Raw genomic sequence first — 17639 nt, 5'->3', positions numbered from 1 at the left:
GTTTTTGAATTTACATACTTTTAATATCGATTCTTGGATCTATCAACGGTGCAATCAAATCAGCAATTAAATTACCAATTACTATTGCAAACGCTGATACCAACGTTACTGCAACGATAATTGGAGTATCTACTCTCTGTATTGCTTGCCATGCTAATTGACCTATTCCTGGCCAGCCAAAAACTGACTCAACCACAACTAACCCTCCAACAAAAATTCCAATATCAATCCCTATCATTGATATGATAGGGAGCAATGAATTTGGAATAATGTGACGAGTTATTACCTGAAAATTATTCAGGCCTTTTGCTCTAGCTGTACGAACAAAATCTTGATGTAACACTTCTATCATTGAAGAGCGAAACATACGTGAATACCAACCACATCCTAAAATACCTAGTGTAAAAGCAGGTAAAATAAGGTTTTTAAATTCTCCGTAACCACCTATTGGAAACCAAGCAAGTTTTATGGAAAATATATATAAAAATAACATGGCAGCTACAAACTGAGGTGCAGAAACACCGACAAATGATGAGATCATGACAGCTCGGTCAATGATAGTGTTTCGCTTAAGTGCAGCAACTATCCCTAGTGATAGACCAATTACTAGCTCAATTAAAATTCCTGCTGCCATTAATTCCAGAGAAGCTGGCAAGCGCGCTGCAATTAAAGTAGACACCTCAGTTTTTTGTAACCAAGACCTACCAAAATCCCCTTGTAATATATTGAGCAGGTATTGAAGGTATTGTTGGTAAAAAGGAAGATCTAAACCTAACTGGCTTCGTATATTAGCGACTGTTTCAGCTGTTGCACTTCTGCCTGCGATTTGCCTTGCTGGATCAGCAGGTATTAGGTACAGCAATGCATAAGTAATCATTGAAACACCAATGAGTATTAAAAAGGCGTAAAAAATTCGTTTTATGAGGAACTTAATCATGCGTCACCTCTCCCATTGAGTGTTGGATCTAATGCATCACGTAAAGCATCTCCAAGAATATTAAAACTCAAAGAAAGCAGAATAATCACTGAACCAGGAATAAACACTAACCAAGGCGAAATAGTAAAATAGGTTTGATTTTCAAAAATAATATTTCCCCAACTAGGTGTGGGTGGTTGTACACCTACACCTAAGTATGAAAGCGTTGCTTCAAGTAATACTGTCGTTGAAATACCTAGTGTGGCCCAAACTAAAATAGTAGGTAAAAGATGGGGAAGTATGTGGTAAAACAATATTTTAATAGGGGAAATACCAATTGATACTTCAGCCATTACAAAGTCTTTAGCACTAATAGCTAATGTTTCTGAGTAAATGACGCGTGCTATTTGTACCCAGTTCACCAATGCAATTACCATCGCTACAATCCAGATGCTTGGAGTAAATATCGCAGCTAAAGCAATAGCTAATAATAAGGCTGGAAATGCCATTATTAAGTCAGTAAATCGCATTAATGCTGAGCCCACAAATCCTTTTACATATGCAGCAATTACCCCAACTAATACACCAATAAAAATGGCAACACTATTAGCAACTAACCCTATGACTAAAGAAGTTTGTGAACCATAAATAATTCTAGATAAGAGGTCTCGACCTAGTAAATCAGTACCTAAAAGAAACCTTGAATTCGGCGGTAAAGGCGCCCCTTCAATAGTTAATCCATCAAAGAATTGCTCTGTCGGATCGAATGGGGCTAACAAAGGAGCAAATATTGCAGAACTAACAAGTACCATTACAACTACCAAAGCAAAAATGTTAGAAGGTCTATTACAAAGTAACTTTAAGAACATTGTTAAGCTCCTTTGTTGTAAACATCATTACAACTCGTACTTTTAACTAAATTTTCACAAAGAGTTTCAACTTCTATGTTCTTTGACATTGAAATGGTACGGATCATTTCATAAGCTTTTTGATCGTTAACGTTAAATTCATCCATAAATGAAATTACCGCTTTAATAACTGAACAGCGTGATAAATGTTTACGTCTTAGATTGTTATATTGCTTTTCTTTATCATCTGTTTTTTTGGATAGAATAGAGGAAACTTGTAGTGCTGATAACAATCCTAATTGATGTATAGGTCTTGTTACCACCGCATATGCCCCTAATTCCATGGCATGTTGAATTTCAGATGGTGTTGCATGAGAAACAAGCGCAATTAATGGCCTGTTATGCTCAAATATAGCTTTGCATTTAAACTCAAGGATCGTTGCAACATCAAAAATGACTGCATTATTATTCTTAGGTAAATTGGCATGACTAAATGGAGTAATATCAAAACCCAATCGATTAGCAACTTTATTCAGGCTAGAAATGTCTCGGTCTTTGTTGGATAAAACGTATATTTCTTGGTTTCCAGATTTCATATAGCTTTTAACCTTTTAGAATAAGTTGAAAGTTCAATAACTTTAGGATTTACGACTATATTTTGAAAAGACATAAATGGATTAGGGTCTATGATTTGAGTTTCTAACTTGCTTTCAAAGTAGTCGTTAACTCTTAAGGCAACAGTGCAAGGTAAACTTGTATGTTGATTTTTATTTATTTTAATTAATTCGCCATTAGGACTAACCAATTCGATATCAGGTAAAATTGATTGAACCTTTTCAATATCTAATGAAGCAGTTAATTTAATAGCTTTAGCAAATGCAAATATCGAAAGGTATGCAGCCCAAAAATAACCAGAGCGCCTTCCTTGTGAAGTTAACGTATTATTGTTGGATAATTCAGGTAAATTCGTTGTTTCAAAGAAGGGATTTGAACTTAATAACGCTAAATTAGGTAATTCACCTAAAACGTCTAGTTCACATTCAGTCAAGTTACAGCTAAGCACTGTCATAACTGTATATTTTAAAGCTTCATTAAGTTGCTTTAAGAAAGCGTAATTTGATTCACCAACTAGGTTATTAATAATAAAACTTGGTTTGTCTTTTAAGATATTATTTATACAAAGAGTAAAATCAGTCTCTTGCATATGAAACAATCCCTCAAAAACAACATTTCCAGAATTAACACTCACAATTTCTTTAGCAATCCGGCTACTTTCCCAGCCCCATACATAGTTAGAAGAGACTAAAGCGACTTTATTACCGTATTTTGGTAAAGCATAATTCATTAGAGGCATAAGATTTTGATTAGGACATGGACCGATATAAACAACTTGCTCTTCGCATTCATACCCCTCGTAAGGACTACTAAACCACAACATCGCTTTATTTTTTTGAATTTCTGGCAGTAATATTTTTCGAGCACTAGAGGTAATCGGTCCAAAAAAGTGAGTCACTTCTTTATCTAAAAGATGTCTAATAGAAGAAATGTATGAGTCATCAATTCCTTTTGGGTTTTCAGACTCTCCTATTAATTTGAAAGGGTAAGATTTACTTTCATTTATTTGCTCAATAGCAAAAAGAGCACCTTCTAAAGCGCTACGCCCCATATGACGATATGAACCTTCAGTTGAAAATAATAGCCCTACTGAAATGTCTTTCATACAAAAAGTATCCCTAAAAAAATTAAAAAAAAAGCCTAAAATAAAGCTATGTAGTAGCTTTATTTTAGGCTTCGTTACCAATGGTTTTTTACTTGAGTCTTATATCTTGCACACTTTTAGCTCTTAAATCGCGTCAAATTGGTGCATATTTATACAGAATGCTCATATATGTTGTATATACATATAATTAAGGAAGTTTCGTGCCACTTTTTTCTCCTAAAAAATTTTTAGAGAAAATTTTTCTAAATTAATTATTTATTACGTATTTAAAGTGCGTGAAAAATTACCGTTATTTTAAATAATTAGTTTACAACTTACTCTTTATATTTAGCTAGCCAGTTAATTGTGTAATGCTTAATAAAAACGGACACTTTCTTAGCTACTTTATTTTCATATTGAATTGGTATAAATACCCATTAACTGAATGCCGGCGTTTATCCTTATAGTAAGGAAGATAATCTAAAATGCTTAGCTCAACTGCTTTCTTTGTTTTGAATATTTGATCGTTCAATTGCTCATACTTTAAACTTCGGAAGAAACGCTCTGTCGTCGAAACCCAATAAGGTCGTCTCATTAAGGTAGATCCAAAGAGAGATATTAAAAATTAGAGTAATATAATTCATACGGGTCAGATAATGACATTTGTGGTTGGCGATATGGATTCATAACGAACAGCCTCTTAAATACAAGATAACATGCCTGAAAAATAGTTTACCTATTACCATAATTCAATGTAGATGGGATTCATTTCTTTATTGTAATTAACAACTAAATAATATGTATCAATAACTTACATACAGGTAACACCCATGGAGATTTTGATGTAATATGAAAAAAAGTTTATGACTGAGTAAAAGGTTAAAATGAAAAAAATACTATTAATAGAAGATAATCCTCAATTATTAAAAAATAAGATTGAAGAGCTGAGGAAAAATTTTACTTATTCTATAGATAGCGTAGAAAATTTTGAACAGTTACAGGAATATTTAGCGATAAATAAAGAGAATGTATTTATTGCCCTACTTGATTATTTTCTTGATGGAGCAATGGAAGGACAAAGTGTAGATTTGTTACTTGAACATAAAATTCCAACGATTGTATATACACAAGAATACTCTGCTGAAATTCGAGAAATATTACTGGATAAGTGTGTATTTGAATATCTAATCAAAAAGCCGAATAGTGATCTACTTTATAGTACAAGATTAATAGAACGGGTTTATAAAAATAGTTTTATAAAAGCATTGATCGTAGATGGCTCTGAGACTTTCCGTAATAAATTAGCAAAAAATTTAAAGCAGTTTGGGTTAGATTCTTTACAAAGTAGTGATGCGAAAACGACGTTAGAGTTATTAAAAACTCATGCGGATATTCAACTCGTTTTAATTGACTTAGATATAAGCGGTGATATTCAAGGTGTAGAGCTTGTTGAAGATATACGAGAACAGTTCCCTTCCACCATGCTTGGAATACTTGGGATCACCCCACATGGTTATAATAGCCAGCTTTCTATCGAATTTTTAAAAAAAGGAGCAAATGACTTCATCACTAAGCCATTTGTAAAAGAGCAATTAAACCTTCGTATTATGCAAGTTCTTGAAGTATTAGATACCATCAAAGAAAAAAATATTGAAGCGATAATTGATCCCCTTACCCAATTAAAAAATCGTCGTGCTTTAGAAACTGAATCTAAACAGATGATACAATCAGCGCTTATTTCAAACAGCCGTTTATCCGTTGCTATGATAGATATAGATCATTTTAAACAGGTAAATGACACCTATGGTCATATTATTGGTGACGATGTTTTAAGATTAATCAGTCAAATTTTAAAATCTAATTTTAGAAAAAAAGATCTTATTACGAGAAATGGAGGAGAAGAGTTCTGTGTCGTTCTTGATGATTTATCCTTAAAGAAAGCAATTGATCTTTTTGAAAATTTGAGACAAAAAATAGAATCAACACCTTATGAAAATGAGGGAGTTAAAATTAACATTACGGTCTCTATTGGTCTATTTCATGGAATACAAAATGATATTACATCTATGTTAATACTTGCCGATGAAAAACTGTATATGGCGAAGAATAATGGTCGTAATAAACTAGTTTCATAACTAGCTCATCAATAACCATCAGTTTTTGTGCGGTATCGATTGCGGTAAGTTGCATACGCAATTTACGCTGATGGTTTGGCTTATACCAATCACACTAATTAAGTTATCTATTTTACTTGTTAAAACAACTTATTTCTTCGTTGTAAATTTCGTAAAGGGAACAACCATTTAGCTCAATTTTCGCCTTGAACTAAGTCATTTTTCCTGCACAAAATTTAGATCACTTATTTAATGTAATCGGTATTACTTCCTAAAACACTTCATGTTTGAAAGTATTTTTTAAGGTCTTTGTGTTTAAAATGCTAAATAACCTCATAAGTAAACTCAGACATCCATTAATTTAAGACTTATAAATAACGTTGTTCCTTAGTGAAGAAAAATTAAATAGCTAACAAAAATAAACTGATTGATAACAGAATTACTTACAGGATTAAAAATGAAATATTTTAGCTGTCGCTGATTAACGTATTTATCGGGTTGTTAAGAAAAAATAGCTTGGTTAGTGCTTTCGTAATGCCTCTGTCATTGATGCTTACTGGCTATTCAGAGTTTACTTTTATTGCTTGTATAAGCCGCTAACGTTTCTAAAAAATCAATAACCAATAACTAATGGGTCCCCCATTAATAGCTTTGATGCTATAAATACTAAAAGCATAACTGACAATATCAACCTTCAAATATTTAGATATCCAAAGTTTTACAATTTCTATTTAGTTATATAGGACTTTGATTATTCATATAAATATCCTGTATGCTTCATATCAAACCAAATCAAATTATAAAAGTTGAAATTTATGTCTTCACGTTATCTACAGTACACATTATTTTTATTACTCAGCTCTGTCACTTTAGGTTCATCCGCAGCTAACCTTGGTACCGTTACGCTTGATAGTGGTGCAACAGTCTTACTGCATGATGATTACACTTGGGAATATATCGCCATTAGTACTGATAATGTAGAAGAAGCTAATAATACAATTCCGTCAGACACTATTGATTCAACTGCAGTAACCGCTTCTAATTCAGTACAAGCTTCAAACAATAAGTCTTCTCTATTACATTCCGGCTTATTAAATACTGCGGTAAAATATGATGTAAAAGTTACCTACAGTGATTCTGTGTGGCGAGATCAAGCCCTTGGTTTGAAATTTATCCTATCTAGTGATAATGCTGATGGTGTTGTTATTGTTAAGGTCGCTATCAGTTTTTATGATGATAATGCCAATAAAATAACTGAAAAAACGGTTAATGTTTGGCAAGCAACCTTTAGATTGCCTGAAACCTATTTACGTAAAGGTGAGCCCCGAAATAGTCGAGTTATTTGGATTGATGGAATCGACAAGACTAATTGGACAAATAAATTACTGAGTTTGAAAGTTATCGAAGTAGAAACACGTTAATTTTTTTATCAAAAGAAACTATTAATTTTCTATTGATGTTGATGTTGATGTTGATGTTGATACTTATTATGAGCTGCAACGAACAACATAAATAATAAGCCAGTATTTTTAACATTGCTTAATTAACTCCGCATTGTACTAGTTAGCTCAATGCGGAGTTAATGATCTTGATGAGCTACACTGTTTTATTACAGTTTCAATCAAGGCCGTAAATATTTGCAATCTAACTCAATCGATTTTATTTTTTGTATTAATCTACTATTTTTGTATTAACCTACTATTTTTGTATTTACTTACTAAATTGTTACGATGCATACGCATTTCGTTGTTCATTCAAGTCACTATGGTATTCCACAAACTCCACTTCAAACCCATTAGGATCCAAATAATATAAGTTAGAACGATAAGGGTCTTCTGCACCATCCTTTGCTTGTTTAAAGCCCGCTTTTAATAAACGTGCTTGCATCGCATCTAAATTAGTCACGACAAATGCAAAGTGGGCTAATCCTACTTGATGACCACTTAAATCACGATTACTTCCTTCACCATCATCACAAAATGTAAGATATTGATTATTATCACCAAAATGTAACCACTTTCGGGGTTTACCATTCCAAATTTGGTCGCCTTCTCCCCTTACATGCCAATTAGGAAATGCAACGCGGTAAAATTTTAATGTTTCTTCTATATTACTAACCGTTAAATTTAAGTGTTCTAAGTACATGATTTTCTCCATAAAGGTATTGAGGTTTTATGCACTATAAATCCTCAACCTAACTTGAGGTCAAGAGTTAATTAATATAATGTTAAAATAGTGATATCGTTTTAATACCGATTACATTAAATAAGTAATTTAAATTTCACGTAGGAAAAATGACTTAGTTTAAGGCGTAGATTGAGCCTTTCGAAGATTAACTTCGTTAATCGTCTATCGGAAAATTAACCAAAGGATGTTAATTCTTTAATGGTTATTCCCTTTACGAAACTTACAACGAAGCAATAAGTGATTTTAACCAGTAAAATAGCTCAGTTAATTAGTGTGATGGGTATAAACATCAATAGCTTTTCAGAACTTCAATCTTAGCATTAAGTCGTTAATTCAAAGCATAATAATGAGTGAAGAGAGCACAAAATGGATAGTAATTTAGTACGTGAAGATGCGCTAACTGTAGGTGCAGTGGCTAAACGTTGTGGTGTAAAAGTGTCTACGTTGCATTTTTATGAAACAAAAGGACTTATTAAAAGTACTCGTAATATAGGTAACCAACGCCGTTATAATAAACAAGTACTACGTCGTGTTTCACTCATTAAAGCGGCACAAAAGATGGGAATAACACTATCTGAAATTAAAGAGCAACTCGATACATTACAAGGCAAAACAGCCCCGAACCAGAAAGATTGGCAACGTTTGTCTATGCATTGGAAAGAAAGCTTAAATCAACGTATTCAGAGTATGGAAAAGTTACGCGACTACTTAACAGGTTGTATTGGTTGCGGTTGTTTATCGATGGATGCATGTCCGTTATACAATGAAAACGATAAGCTTGCTACACTCGGTGATGGTGCCGTTTTAATTGATAGTAAAGTGGTGCTGTAATAATGAAATTACAGCCAGATGTGAAACTATTTATCGTACTTATTATGTTGTATTAAGCGGTATTGTATTGCTACTAGTGCCCACGAACAGCCTAAAGTTTCTTGATGACAGACGAAGCGATTCCTTTTATTGCTTATGGTGAATCGTAAATAGTGAATAGTGTCTATCTTGATTGATTATTGATTAGTTATTAATTAGCTATCAATTAGTTCTGCTTTATCTGTATTGATACCCAACCACCTCACCCAATAACACGGAGAAGTGGCTAGGTATATCTACTTTAAAAACAAGTAGCTTAACTAATTACATCCAACCTTTTTCTTTGTAATAACGTACTGCACCTTCATGTAATGGAGCAGATAGGTTTTTGCTGATCATATCGCTCTCTTTTAGATTAGCAAAAGCAGGATGCATTTTTTTGAAACGTTTAAAGTTTTCAAATACAGCCTTAACCATTTGATACACGACTTCTGGATCTGTGTTTGTTGTACTGACGAACGTTGCAGCGACACCAAATGTAACTGTATCTGTATCCGTACCTTTGTACATGCCACCAGGAATAGTCGTCAATGCATAATAAGGGTTGTCAGCAGCTAGTGCTTGCGTCTCTGCATTATCTACCGGTACGATAATCGCATCACAAGTAGTCGTTGCTTCTTGTGTAAAACCATTTGGATGTCCAGCAGTGAAGATGATCGCATCTACTTTACCATCACATAAAGCGGCAGCTTGTTCTGATGACTTAAGCTCAGATGCAACGGCAAAATCATCCATTGTCCAACCCATTTTATCCATCACGATTTCCATAGTGCCACGTGAGCCAGAACCCGGGTTACCGACATTTACTTTTTTACCTTTCAGATCGGCAAAGGTCTTGATACCAGAGTCAGTGCGCGCAACAACAGTGAACGGTTCTGGATAAACAGAGAAAACCGATCGTAGCTCTTTATATGCCCCCTCTGGGAATTGATCAGGCGCGGTACCGTTATAAGCATGGAATTGCCAATCAGATTGAGCGACCCCCATATCCAGATTACCAGAGCGCAGACCATTAATATTAGTTACTGAGCCGCCAGTAGTATGTGTACAATTTATGTCGTGATTTGCTGTGCCTTTATTAACTAAACGACAAATTGCCCCACCAACCTGATAATAAACACCTGTTTGACCGCCAGTACCAATAACAACATGCTTTGTTTGAGCCATAGCAGATGTTGCCATCAAAGTTGCGCCTGCGATTGCAGTAATCGCTAGTTTTTTAATAAACATATTAATTCCTTTATTTAATTTGTTTTCAATATTTTCCTGTTTCATCCCTACTTATCTATCATCAACAAGTTACTCAGTAAAATAACATTGGTCATTAATACAGAGTTAGCTTGTGAACACGACTCACCATAAATAAAGGAAGTGTCATAAAATAGTTAAGCATAAACAGGCACTGAAATAATGTTAGTTGAATATACAAGGCTAAATAATGAGTTAGCCATTCATTTAAATTGCATGTTTTTATGCATTGATGTCGATAAATAACTTATGTTCACCAACAACAAAATTCGCTAAAGCTAATGGTACAACCCCAACTCTGTTTCTTTATTTTTGCTCTCTTTTGGTACGTCTATTTCCATTTTCTACTCCTTGAAATGTTAATGTTAACGGTTAAATTAATAGTTAAATTAACTATGTGATTGATTACAAAGTGTTGCGGTTATTTTTAAAAATTCTTCTATATCTTGCAGGCTATGACAGTGAATAGGCGATACGCGGATAGCCCCCTTTAAGCCAAAAGATTCAAGCATTCTTGATGAATAAGGGCTCGATAAAAGACGTTCAAAAGTAATAACGCCTGCTTCCTCGTACATTTCTACTGCTTTTTTATACTCTAAATTGTCAAAGCCAATAGCCATGATAAAATCTTTTTTGGTCAAATCATCACAATCCAAATAAGCATGAACACCTTCTATATGCCTAAGTCCTTTTACCTTTCCCGTGCCTTCTAACATCGCATTCATCAAGGCTCTTTCATGCAGTTTGATTCGATTCATTCCTTCAACAAAAAGTGATCTTCTGTTGTCAGAAGAGCAATACTGCTCCCCTATCCAACAGACATAATTAATAACTTCTGTGAGTGCTGCAAAATGTGCAGGCGCAGGGCTTCCGAGTTGCCAGTATTGAGATGGTTTAGCAATTAATTTATTGTGGGGTATTTTGGAAAGTCTTTCAGAAACATAACCCACACCAAAACCACGAGGGCCAAAAAATTTATAGGGAGCAAAGTTTATTCCATCAACAGGTACTTTAGTGACGTCAATGATTCCATGGGGTGCATGCTGAACGGCGTCTGCGACGATATAAAGATCTGGTTTTATTTTTCTAGCTTGTTCAACTATTTTTTCTTCATCTAGCAAGGCACCAGAAACATTTGAGGCATACATAAAACATAATAAACAAGTCTCTTCATCAATTAGTTTTGTAATTTCTCCAACATCCACACCGCCCGTCAAAGGATTTGTTTTCGCTATTCTTAACTCCTTTCCAGTTTTTTCAGCATAGGAGACCATCGCGTCATAAGCTGATGGATGCTCTAACATAGTGGTAACAACGTTGCTCCCCGGGACGTTCTCCATTACCGCTCTCACCATATCGAACATAACCATTGATGCAGTAAGGGATGTAACGATACTTCCAGAATCAATATTCAGCATTGTTTCAATTGATTGATAACCCTCTTTTTGTATATCCATAAGCCACTTAGCGGTCTCATTACCATGCTCTGGACAATCGGGTAACTCGTCTAATTTTCTGAATGTTTCACTGGCAGCTTTAAGTCTAAAAGAGCCACCTGAGTTATCGTAAAATAATCTTTTTTTATTCGTAATTGGATCTATATCCACATGATAAAATTTGTTTTTGATCTCTTTTACCAGTGAGTCACTAAAAAATTCACCTTGTTGTTCGTTGTAACTCATTCAAATCTTCCTTTTAACCCATTGAATATAAATATTTAAAAAAGTATTTTGTCTTGTTTCTCTGCCATTAGATAAGCGGTAGAAATATTCTTAACGTCATCAATATCTTATTCAATTATTCAGTAATTCTTATTCTGTGATCACTAATCACTTTTCAGTGCTAACACTTCAACCTAACTCAAATACATAAGGTTCTTTATTTCAAAAAGAGAAACTTAATTTTTACCCCTTCGACATTTTTCTCTCAAGACAGCTCCTTCGAATTTGATACAGCAATTAAATTCTGAAATTGTTGGCTATACGCTCAAAACCTGATGAGCATTTAACCTAACAGCTTTAAAGTTATTAAAATAATGAATTATATTGAACTTATATATTAAATATTTTAATGTTTGGTTTTTGATATTTAACATTTAGGTGGAACTATGAATCTTGAACAGGTTGAAACTTTTTTAGTGATCACTCAGACAAAAAACCTTTCTATCGCGGCTAAAAACCTGTTTATTTCACAGTCAGCAGTGAGTCATCGCATTCGCAATTTAGAAGAAAAACTAGGTTGTAAACTATTGATAAGAGCACGAGGAGAAAAGCTTGTCAGTCTAACGCTGAAAGGTGAAGAATTTATTGAGATAGCCACTCGCTGGAAAAACCTTTGGAACGAAACTAAGCTTTGGACACTTCAAGAATCCAAGATGAATTTAAAAGTAGCAAGTATAGATAGTTTAAATACTTGTGTTTTTTCAAGCCTTTATAAGGATCTTATAAATAGTAATAATGCTATTTCTTTGAATGTTAGTTCTCACTGGAGTAAAACGATTTATGACCTAATTGAAAGTCATGATATTGATATAGGACTGACCCTTAATTCATTAAAATACCCGAATGCCATTGCCAAGCCTTTATTTAAATCTAGAGGAGTGGTCATTTCTTCAAAATCATCAAAATACCCAGAAATAGTCCATCCTAATGATTTAAAAACATCAAATGAAATACTGTTTTCTTACATACCAGAGTATGAAATTTGGCATAATTTTTGGTGGGAATATGATCAAAATGAATATTCTAGTGTTGATACCGTTTCGTTATTATTCACTATGTTTGATTTAGAAGAAAAATGGGCAGTCGTCCCCATTTGGATAGCCCGCGTATTTGAAAAAATTCATCCTGTTAAAATATCAGAACTTTCTGTATCTCCTCCGGAATATTCTTGCTATCAAGTTTCCAACAGAAACCTGATACCGAGCAAGTTAAAAGCAATTAAAAAGTTTTCTGTTGCCCTTGAAGCCTATATGAAAACTGACATATTTCTTAGTAGTATTAAATAACTACTTTATAAACTCATAATTAAGTGGTTAATTGCCCTCTTTAGCGAGTTACAAACTTATAAAATGGTAGCCAAGATTAACTAGCCATAGCACGTGTATTGATTAAAAGTACAATATTTCAATAAAACAAAAGGCAATGATTGTTATGTCTCCTAATTTTTAAGCAACTCAAATAATAGCTCCGGTGATATAGGAGCAATATTCAACAATACATCTGCCGATAAAATATCATCATGTGAATACGGCAACATATACTTAACCTCAATTCTGGTTAATGAAAGCGGAATTACACTTAAAATCATAAGGTACTATTTTTTACTCTACAGTGCCGTCAGTTTTGTGTAGTTCAAGGCGAATTATTGAAGCAATAACGGGTTATTGAGAGATAATTTAACGCAGAAATCCGCGGAAATAGCGGTGTTGTATCGCTTTGCTTATCTAGAACTGAGGTTACTTCGTTTAATCGCTGACAAAGGGAGCTTATATAAAGCGATATTTGAAGAATTTAGTCATTATGTAGATTTCTATGCAGTGATGGTCACAAGCCTAGATTTCAATGTACAGCAACTGACTTTATCGTTATGTCAGGACTTATTTAATGCCATGCTCACAGAACATCCGTTTATTTACCTCTGTAGTTTTACCAAGCAATCTGCCTCCACCTTAATAAGTGATTAAACAAACTCCTTAATATTAATGATTATCATTAGTGTAAAGAAGATGAATTTAACGATATAATCATTTTTATTTTATTCAAGGTGTTACATATGGTTCGATTACTTGTCCGCCCTTTCTTAATACTCTTTACTGGGTTTTTATTAGTAAGTTGTGGCGATGCACAAAAGACTAATTCAACATTAGTAATCGACCAAATCGAAAAATCCCCTTCAGGTTGGCCAAGAAGTATCATGACTTCACAGGGCCTATTAACACTCGATAAACCACCTCAACGTATCGTGTCTACCAGTGTGACTTTATCAGGCACATTACTCGCGATAGATGCGCCTTTAGTCGCTTCTGGTGCCACCATGCCAAACACCAACGTCGCCTCAGAAAAAGGCTTTATGCGTCAATGGGACAGTATTGCAGAGCAACGAGGTGTACAAGCCTTGTATCAAAGTGAGCCTAATGCCGAAGCTATTATTAAAGCGCAACCCGATATTATTATCATTTCAACCACTGGCGCTGACTCAGCAATGCGTTTGTATGATCAACTTAAAGATATCGCCCCGACTCTGGTCATTCGTTACGATGATAAAAGCTGGCTGCAATTGGCACAGATATTTGGTGACCTGTTTGGGTTAGAAGCACAAGCGAAATCAGTAATCGATTCATTCCAACAACAAGCCATAAAAACCAAACAAAGCATTACACTGCCTGCACAACCTACCACTGCGATGGTTTATAACCCTGATGGCAGTGGCGCCAGCATTTGGACAAGCCAATCTGCTCAAGGGCGTTTACTTGAAGAGTTAGGCTTTACGCTGGCCACCATTCCAAATTCAATTAAAGGCGATATTAGTATGGGCGTTCGCGATGACATTATTATCGCTAAAGGTGAGCGATTTCCAGATGCAGTAACCGGTCAATCCATTCTGTTATTTGCTACAGAACAAGCATCAGAGCAATTAGTACTCGACAATAGTTTTTTACAAAACAATAAAGCAGTTCAAAATAACCAAGTGTATGCTGTTGGTAATGATACTTTTAGGCTCGACTATTACAGCGCAACCAACTTGCTAACACGATTACAGTCGTTGTTTGGTGACAGCAGCAATGATTAATGATCAAACTCATAACGGTTCAACAAGTCGCTATCAATCCTTACAATGCTTACGTAGCTTAGTATTAAGTCGTTTTCAATGGCTAATGCTTTGCATATTATTGTTGGCCTTAATCATGGTCGCCAGCCTATGTATTGGTGCTAAATCATTATCCATCACTGATATTTACCATGTTCTATTTTCCGACCAACCCGGATTAACCAGCACAATTATCTTTGAAGGTCGTTTACCAAGAACATTAAATGGATTATTTGTAGGCATGGCCTTAGGGTCTTCAGGTGCCTTAATACAAGCAATCACCCGAAACCCGTTGGCAGACCCAGGCATACTCGGCATCAATTTAGGCGCTAGCTTGGCAGTCGCCATTGCAGTGGTGTTTTTAGGCGCTACACAGTTTAGTGACTTTTTCATTTATGCCGCGCTAGGTTCATTAGTAGCGAGTTTATTGATATTTGCTATTGGCAGTCTCAGTGCCGGTAAAGTAGACCCGCTTAAATTAACCTTAGCAGGTATAGCATTAGGGGCAGTATTTGCAGGCCTTAGTTCTGCATTAATTCTATTTAATCCTCTGGCCTTTGACCAAATACGATTTTGGACCGTAGGTAGTTTGGATATTCGCACCTTGTCAGTCCCTTTATATATCGCACCTGTTGTTATTGCCGGATGTTTATTAGCCTTAAGCATTACACCTGCATTAAACGCGTTTGGTTTAGGGGATGCATTAGCGGCTTCGCTGGGCAGTAACCCTATTCGAGTGCAAATAGTGGGGTTAATTACCATTACCTTATTATGCGGAGCAGCAACCGCCGCCGCAGGCCCAATAGGGTTTGTTAGCTTAATGATGCCGCATATTGCGCGTTGGATGGTTGGCCCTGATCAACGATGGATCATTCCATTCAGTTTTATTCTCACACCTTGTTTATTACTTATTGCAGACATTATCGGCCGAGTTCTAGTGGTTGGTGAATTAAGAGTCTCTATTGTCACCGCTTTTATTGGCGCACCTATTCTTATTTATCTGGTACGTCGAAAAGGTGCGAGTAGTTTATGATCGCCAATACCAGCCATTCTTCACGCACGCCTACACCTAAACCTACACGCGCTATTTTAGGCCGAGCTTTTGTGTTTACTTTAGCGTTAGCATTAATCTTTTTTACCCTGTTTATTGGGCATGGTATTGCCAACAACCTACAAGGTATTTGGCAGTTAATCATCGGTGAAGCAGACAAGTATCAATCGATTGTCGTGTGGCATTGGCGAGCGTCAAGGTTGTTCGGTGCCCTCATCATTGGTGCCGCATTAGGCATTAGTGGTGCCGTTTTCCAGTCATTGGTCAGAAATCCACTTGGCAGCCCTGATATTACAGGTTTTAATGTTGGTGCCTTCACTGGCGTACTCATTGCCATCGCACTATTTGGTAACCTCTATTGGTACAGTGTGATTGGCGCATTAATCGGTGGTTTAGGTGCGGCGGTTTTAGTTTATCTCTTTGCTTATCGTGATGGGCACTCAGGCTTCAGGTTGATTATTGTTGGTATTGCAATTAGCGCTACTTTAACCGCATTTAATCAATGGTTGTCACTGACCGTTTCATTAGAAACCGCGATGACCGCAGCTTTATGGAGCGCAGGGTCACTAAATGGCATGACTTGGTCACGCATCATGCCAGCAACCCTATTAATATTGGTGTTAATCGGTCTCTCAATGCTATTAAACACCCGTATGAAATTATTAGAAATGGGCGATGACACCGCCGCAGCATTAGGCATTTCAGTCAATAAAACACGCTTAGTATTAATGTTAGTTGGCGTGTCATTAACCGCAGTGACGACAGCCATCACCGGCCCAATCTCTTTTATTTCATTAGCTGCCCCACAAATAGCACGTCGGCTGCATCCACAACGCCATATTACCTTGTTCGGCTCTGCGCTAGTGGGTGCATTGCTGCTCACCAGTGCTGACTTTATTGCTCAACACGGTTGGCAAAACACCACCTTGCCAGTAGGACTTGTCACCATTAGCTTAGGTGGCCTTTATCTGGTTTATTTGATTATTCGAGAAGGTAAATAATGACACAATCATCATTTAAGGCACGTTGTGTCAGCACATCAGAAACAATGGCTGATCAAGCAGCACTTGAAACAAAATCAGTAACACTAGCCTACGAACAAAATGTGATTGCCAAAGACCTTTCAGTGAATATTCCTCACGGTAAATTCACGGTGATAGTCGGTCCCAATGGCTGTGGTAAATCGACCCTATTACGCTCATTAAGTCGTTTACTGGTGCCTAAATCAGGTGAGATTTTATTAAATGGGGAGAATATACACAGTCAATCTATACGGGAAGTGGCTAAAAAATTAGGCTTGTTACCGCAATCTGCCATTGCGCCTGACGGCATTAAGGTAATCGATTTAGTTTCACGTGGCCGATTCCCGCATCAAAAATGGTTTCAACCATGGTCTGAAGCGGATCAAACAGCTGTGGAATTAGCCATGCAAGCGACAGGCGTAATCGATTTTGCGCAGCTCAATGTCGACCAGTTATCTGGCGGCCAACGTCAACGAGTCTGGGTTGCGATGGCATTAGCACAAGAAACATCATTATTGTTATTGGACGAACCCACTACTTATTTAGATATTGCGCACCAAATTGAACTGATGGATCTATTTCAAGATCTTAATCGAATTCAAGGCCATACATTAGTCGCGGTATTACATGACCTTAATCATGCTTGTCGTTATGCCGATCATTTGATCATGATAAAATCAGGTGAAATAATTGCCACTGGCTCACCGAATGACATCATCACCGAAACACTTATTGAAGCAGTATTTGGGTTGTCCTGTTTAATTTTGCCTGATCCTATTTCGAATACGCCGTTAATTATACCGCGTGGTAGAGCCTCAACAGCCGCCAACTAACGAAACAAAACTTAAATTAAATTAGATTAAATCCACTCTAAT

General features: G+C 35.9%; 17 protein-coding genes. 9 read left to right on the top strand and 8 right to left on the bottom strand.

What is annotated here, in order from left to right:
- Positions 1–10 precede the first annotated feature (10 nt).
- The 5 genes from V6255_RS06085 to V6255_RS19295 all read right to left on the bottom strand — a co-directional run bounded on the left by V6255_RS06085 (position 11) and on the right by V6255_RS19295 (position 4058).
- Positions 11–937 carry an ABC transporter permease gene (locus V6255_RS06085; RefSeq protein ID WP_341627349.1) on the bottom strand — a complete coding sequence of 309 codons (927 nt, stop codon included), beginning with the start codon at positions 935–937 and terminating at the stop codon, positions 11–13.
- On the bottom strand, positions 934–1785 hold the full coding sequence (locus tag V6255_RS06080; RefSeq protein ID WP_341627348.1) for an ABC transporter permease: 852 nt from the start codon (positions 1783–1785) through the stop codon (positions 934–936). Before V6255_RS06080 ends, V6255_RS06085 begins: the two co-directional genes overlap by 4 nt.
- Before the next feature lie 2 nt (positions 1786–1787).
- Positions 1788–2360 carry an ANTAR domain-containing protein gene (locus V6255_RS06075; RefSeq protein WP_341627347.1) on the bottom strand — a complete coding sequence of 191 codons (573 nt, stop codon included), beginning with the start codon at positions 2358–2360 and terminating at the stop codon, positions 1788–1790.
- Complete coding sequence (locus tag V6255_RS06070; RefSeq protein ID WP_341627346.1) at positions 2357–3484, bottom strand: transporter substrate-binding protein; 1128 nt, start codon at positions 3482–3484, stop codon at positions 2357–2359. The genes V6255_RS06075 and V6255_RS06070 overlap by 4 nt, the downstream gene beginning before the upstream one ends.
- A 379-nt stretch (positions 3485–3863) precedes the next feature.
- Positions 3864–4058 carry an IS3 family transposase gene (locus tag V6255_RS19295; protein WP_425355910.1) on the bottom strand — a complete coding sequence of 65 codons (195 nt, stop codon included), beginning with the start codon at positions 4056–4058 and terminating at the stop codon, positions 3864–3866.
- Positions 4059–4347: 289 nt separating this feature from the next.
- Between V6255_RS19295 and V6255_RS06065 the strand changes: the two genes are divergently transcribed.
- Positions 4348–5598 carry a diguanylate cyclase gene (locus tag V6255_RS06065; RefSeq protein WP_341627345.1) on the top strand — a complete coding sequence of 417 codons (1251 nt, stop codon included), beginning with the start codon at positions 4348–4350 and terminating at the stop codon, positions 5596–5598.
- A 794-nt stretch (positions 5599–6392) separates the two neighbouring features.
- Positions 6393–6998, top strand: a complete 606-nt coding sequence (locus V6255_RS06060) for a DUF3157 family protein (protein ID WP_341627344.1) — start codon at positions 6393–6395, stop codon at positions 6996–6998.
- 304 nt (positions 6999–7302) lie between these two features.
- Here V6255_RS06060 and V6255_RS06055 read toward each other — a convergent pair whose 3' ends face one another.
- Positions 7303–7725, bottom strand: coding sequence for a VOC family protein (locus V6255_RS06055; RefSeq protein WP_341627391.1), 423 nt, complete (start codon positions 7723–7725; stop codon positions 7303–7305).
- Between the two features lie 405 nt (positions 7726–8130).
- Here V6255_RS06055 and soxR point away from each other — a divergent pair, with 405 nt between their 5' ends.
- On the top strand, positions 8131–8595 hold the full coding sequence (soxR, locus tag V6255_RS06050; RefSeq protein ID WP_341627343.1) for a redox-sensitive transcriptional activator SoxR: 465 nt from the start codon (positions 8131–8133) through the stop codon (positions 8593–8595).
- A gap of 303 nt (positions 8596–8898) precedes the next feature.
- Here soxR and V6255_RS06045 read toward each other — a convergent pair whose 3' ends face one another.
- A complete protein-coding gene (locus V6255_RS06045; protein ID WP_341627342.1) occupies positions 8899–9864 on the bottom strand; it encodes a TAXI family TRAP transporter solute-binding subunit in 966 nt (321 codons plus the stop codon).
- A gap of 407 nt (positions 9865–10271) precedes the next feature.
- A complete protein-coding gene (locus V6255_RS06040; RefSeq protein WP_341627341.1) occupies positions 10272–11564 on the bottom strand; it encodes an aminotransferase class V-fold PLP-dependent enzyme in 1293 nt (430 codons plus the stop codon).
- A gap of 425 nt (positions 11565–11989) precedes the next feature.
- Here V6255_RS06040 and V6255_RS06035 point away from each other — a divergent pair, with 425 nt between their 5' ends.
- The 6 genes from V6255_RS06035 (at position 11990) to V6255_RS06010 (ending at position 17597) form a co-directional block, all read left to right on the top strand.
- Positions 11990–12889 (top strand): LysR family transcriptional regulator, encoded by a 900-nt coding sequence (locus V6255_RS06035; protein WP_341627340.1) that lies wholly within the window; start codon positions 11990–11992, stop codon positions 12887–12889.
- Between the two features lie 417 nt (positions 12890–13306).
- Entirely contained in the window at positions 13307–13567 is a 261-nt protein-coding gene (locus V6255_RS06030; RefSeq protein WP_341627339.1) for a hypothetical protein, read from the top strand.
- 89 nt (positions 13568–13656) lie between these two features.
- Complete coding sequence (gene fepB, locus V6255_RS06025; RefSeq protein ID WP_341627338.1) at positions 13657–14673, top strand: Fe2+-enterobactin ABC transporter substrate-binding protein; 1017 nt, start codon at positions 13657–13659, stop codon at positions 14671–14673.
- Positions 14666–15724 (top strand): Fe(3+)-siderophore ABC transporter permease, encoded by a 1059-nt coding sequence (locus tag V6255_RS06020; RefSeq protein WP_341627337.1) that lies wholly within the window; start codon positions 14666–14668, stop codon positions 15722–15724. Before fepB ends, V6255_RS06020 begins: the two co-directional genes overlap by 8 nt.
- A complete protein-coding gene (locus V6255_RS06015; protein WP_341627336.1) occupies positions 15721–16743 on the top strand; it encodes a FecCD family ABC transporter permease in 1023 nt (340 codons plus the stop codon). Before V6255_RS06020 ends, V6255_RS06015 begins: the two co-directional genes overlap by 4 nt.
- Positions 16743–17597, top strand: a complete 855-nt coding sequence (locus V6255_RS06010; protein ID WP_341627335.1) for an ABC transporter ATP-binding protein — start codon at positions 16743–16745, stop codon at positions 17595–17597. Before V6255_RS06015 ends, V6255_RS06010 begins: the two co-directional genes overlap by 1 nt.
- Positions 17598–17639 lie beyond the last annotated feature (42 nt).

This window comes from Psychromonas arctica (assembly GCF_038155225.1).
Classification (GTDB): Bacteria; Pseudomonadota; Gammaproteobacteria; order Enterobacterales; family Psychromonadaceae; genus Psychromonas; species Psychromonas arctica_B.
This window is presented reverse-complemented; position numbering and strand designations above follow the sequence as displayed.

Bases quoted from the DNA above. Each gene is read 5' to 3' on its own strand.
- V6255_RS06085 (WP_341627349.1), bottom strand. From the start codon at position 937: ATGATTAAGTTCCTCATAAAACGAATTTTTTACGCCTTTTTAATACTC.
- V6255_RS06080 (WP_341627348.1), bottom strand. From the start codon at position 1,785: ATGTTCTTAAAGTTACTTTGTAATAGACCTTCTAACATTTTTGCTTTG.
- V6255_RS06075 (WP_341627347.1), bottom strand. From the start codon at position 2,360: ATGAAATCTGGAAACCAAGAAATATACGTTTTATCCAACAAAGACCGA.
- V6255_RS06070 (WP_341627346.1), bottom strand. From the start codon at position 3,484: ATGAAAGACATTTCAGTAGGGCTATTATTTTCAACTGAAGGTTCATAT.
- V6255_RS19295 (WP_425355910.1), bottom strand. From the start codon at position 4,058: ATGAGACGACCTTATTGGGTTTCGACGACAGAGCGTTTCTTCCGAAGT.
- V6255_RS06065 (WP_341627345.1), top strand. From the start codon at position 4,348: ATGAAAAAAATACTATTAATAGAAGATAATCCTCAATTATTAAAAAAT.
- V6255_RS06060 (WP_341627344.1), top strand. From the start codon at position 6,393: ATGTCTTCACGTTATCTACAGTACACATTATTTTTATTACTCAGCTCT.
- soxR (WP_341627343.1), top strand. From the start codon at position 8,131: ATGGATAGTAATTTAGTACGTGAAGATGCGCTAACTGTAGGTGCAGTG.
- V6255_RS06045 (WP_341627342.1), bottom strand. From the start codon at position 9,864: ATGTTTATTAAAAAACTAGCGATTACTGCAATCGCAGGCGCAACTTTG.
- V6255_RS06040 (WP_341627341.1), bottom strand. From the start codon at position 11,564: ATGAGTTACAACGAACAACAAGGTGAATTTTTTAGTGACTCACTGGTA.
- V6255_RS06035 (WP_341627340.1), top strand. From the start codon at position 11,990: ATGAATCTTGAACAGGTTGAAACTTTTTTAGTGATCACTCAGACAAAA.
- fepB (WP_341627338.1), top strand. From the start codon at position 13,657: ATGGTTCGATTACTTGTCCGCCCTTTCTTAATACTCTTTACTGGGTTT.
- V6255_RS06020 (WP_341627337.1), top strand. From the start codon at position 14,666: ATGATTAATGATCAAACTCATAACGGTTCAACAAGTCGCTATCAATCC.
- V6255_RS06015 (WP_341627336.1), top strand. From the start codon at position 15,721: ATGATCGCCAATACCAGCCATTCTTCACGCACGCCTACACCTAAACCT.
- V6255_RS06010 (WP_341627335.1), top strand. From the start codon at position 16,743: ATGACACAATCATCATTTAAGGCACGTTGTGTCAGCACATCAGAAACA.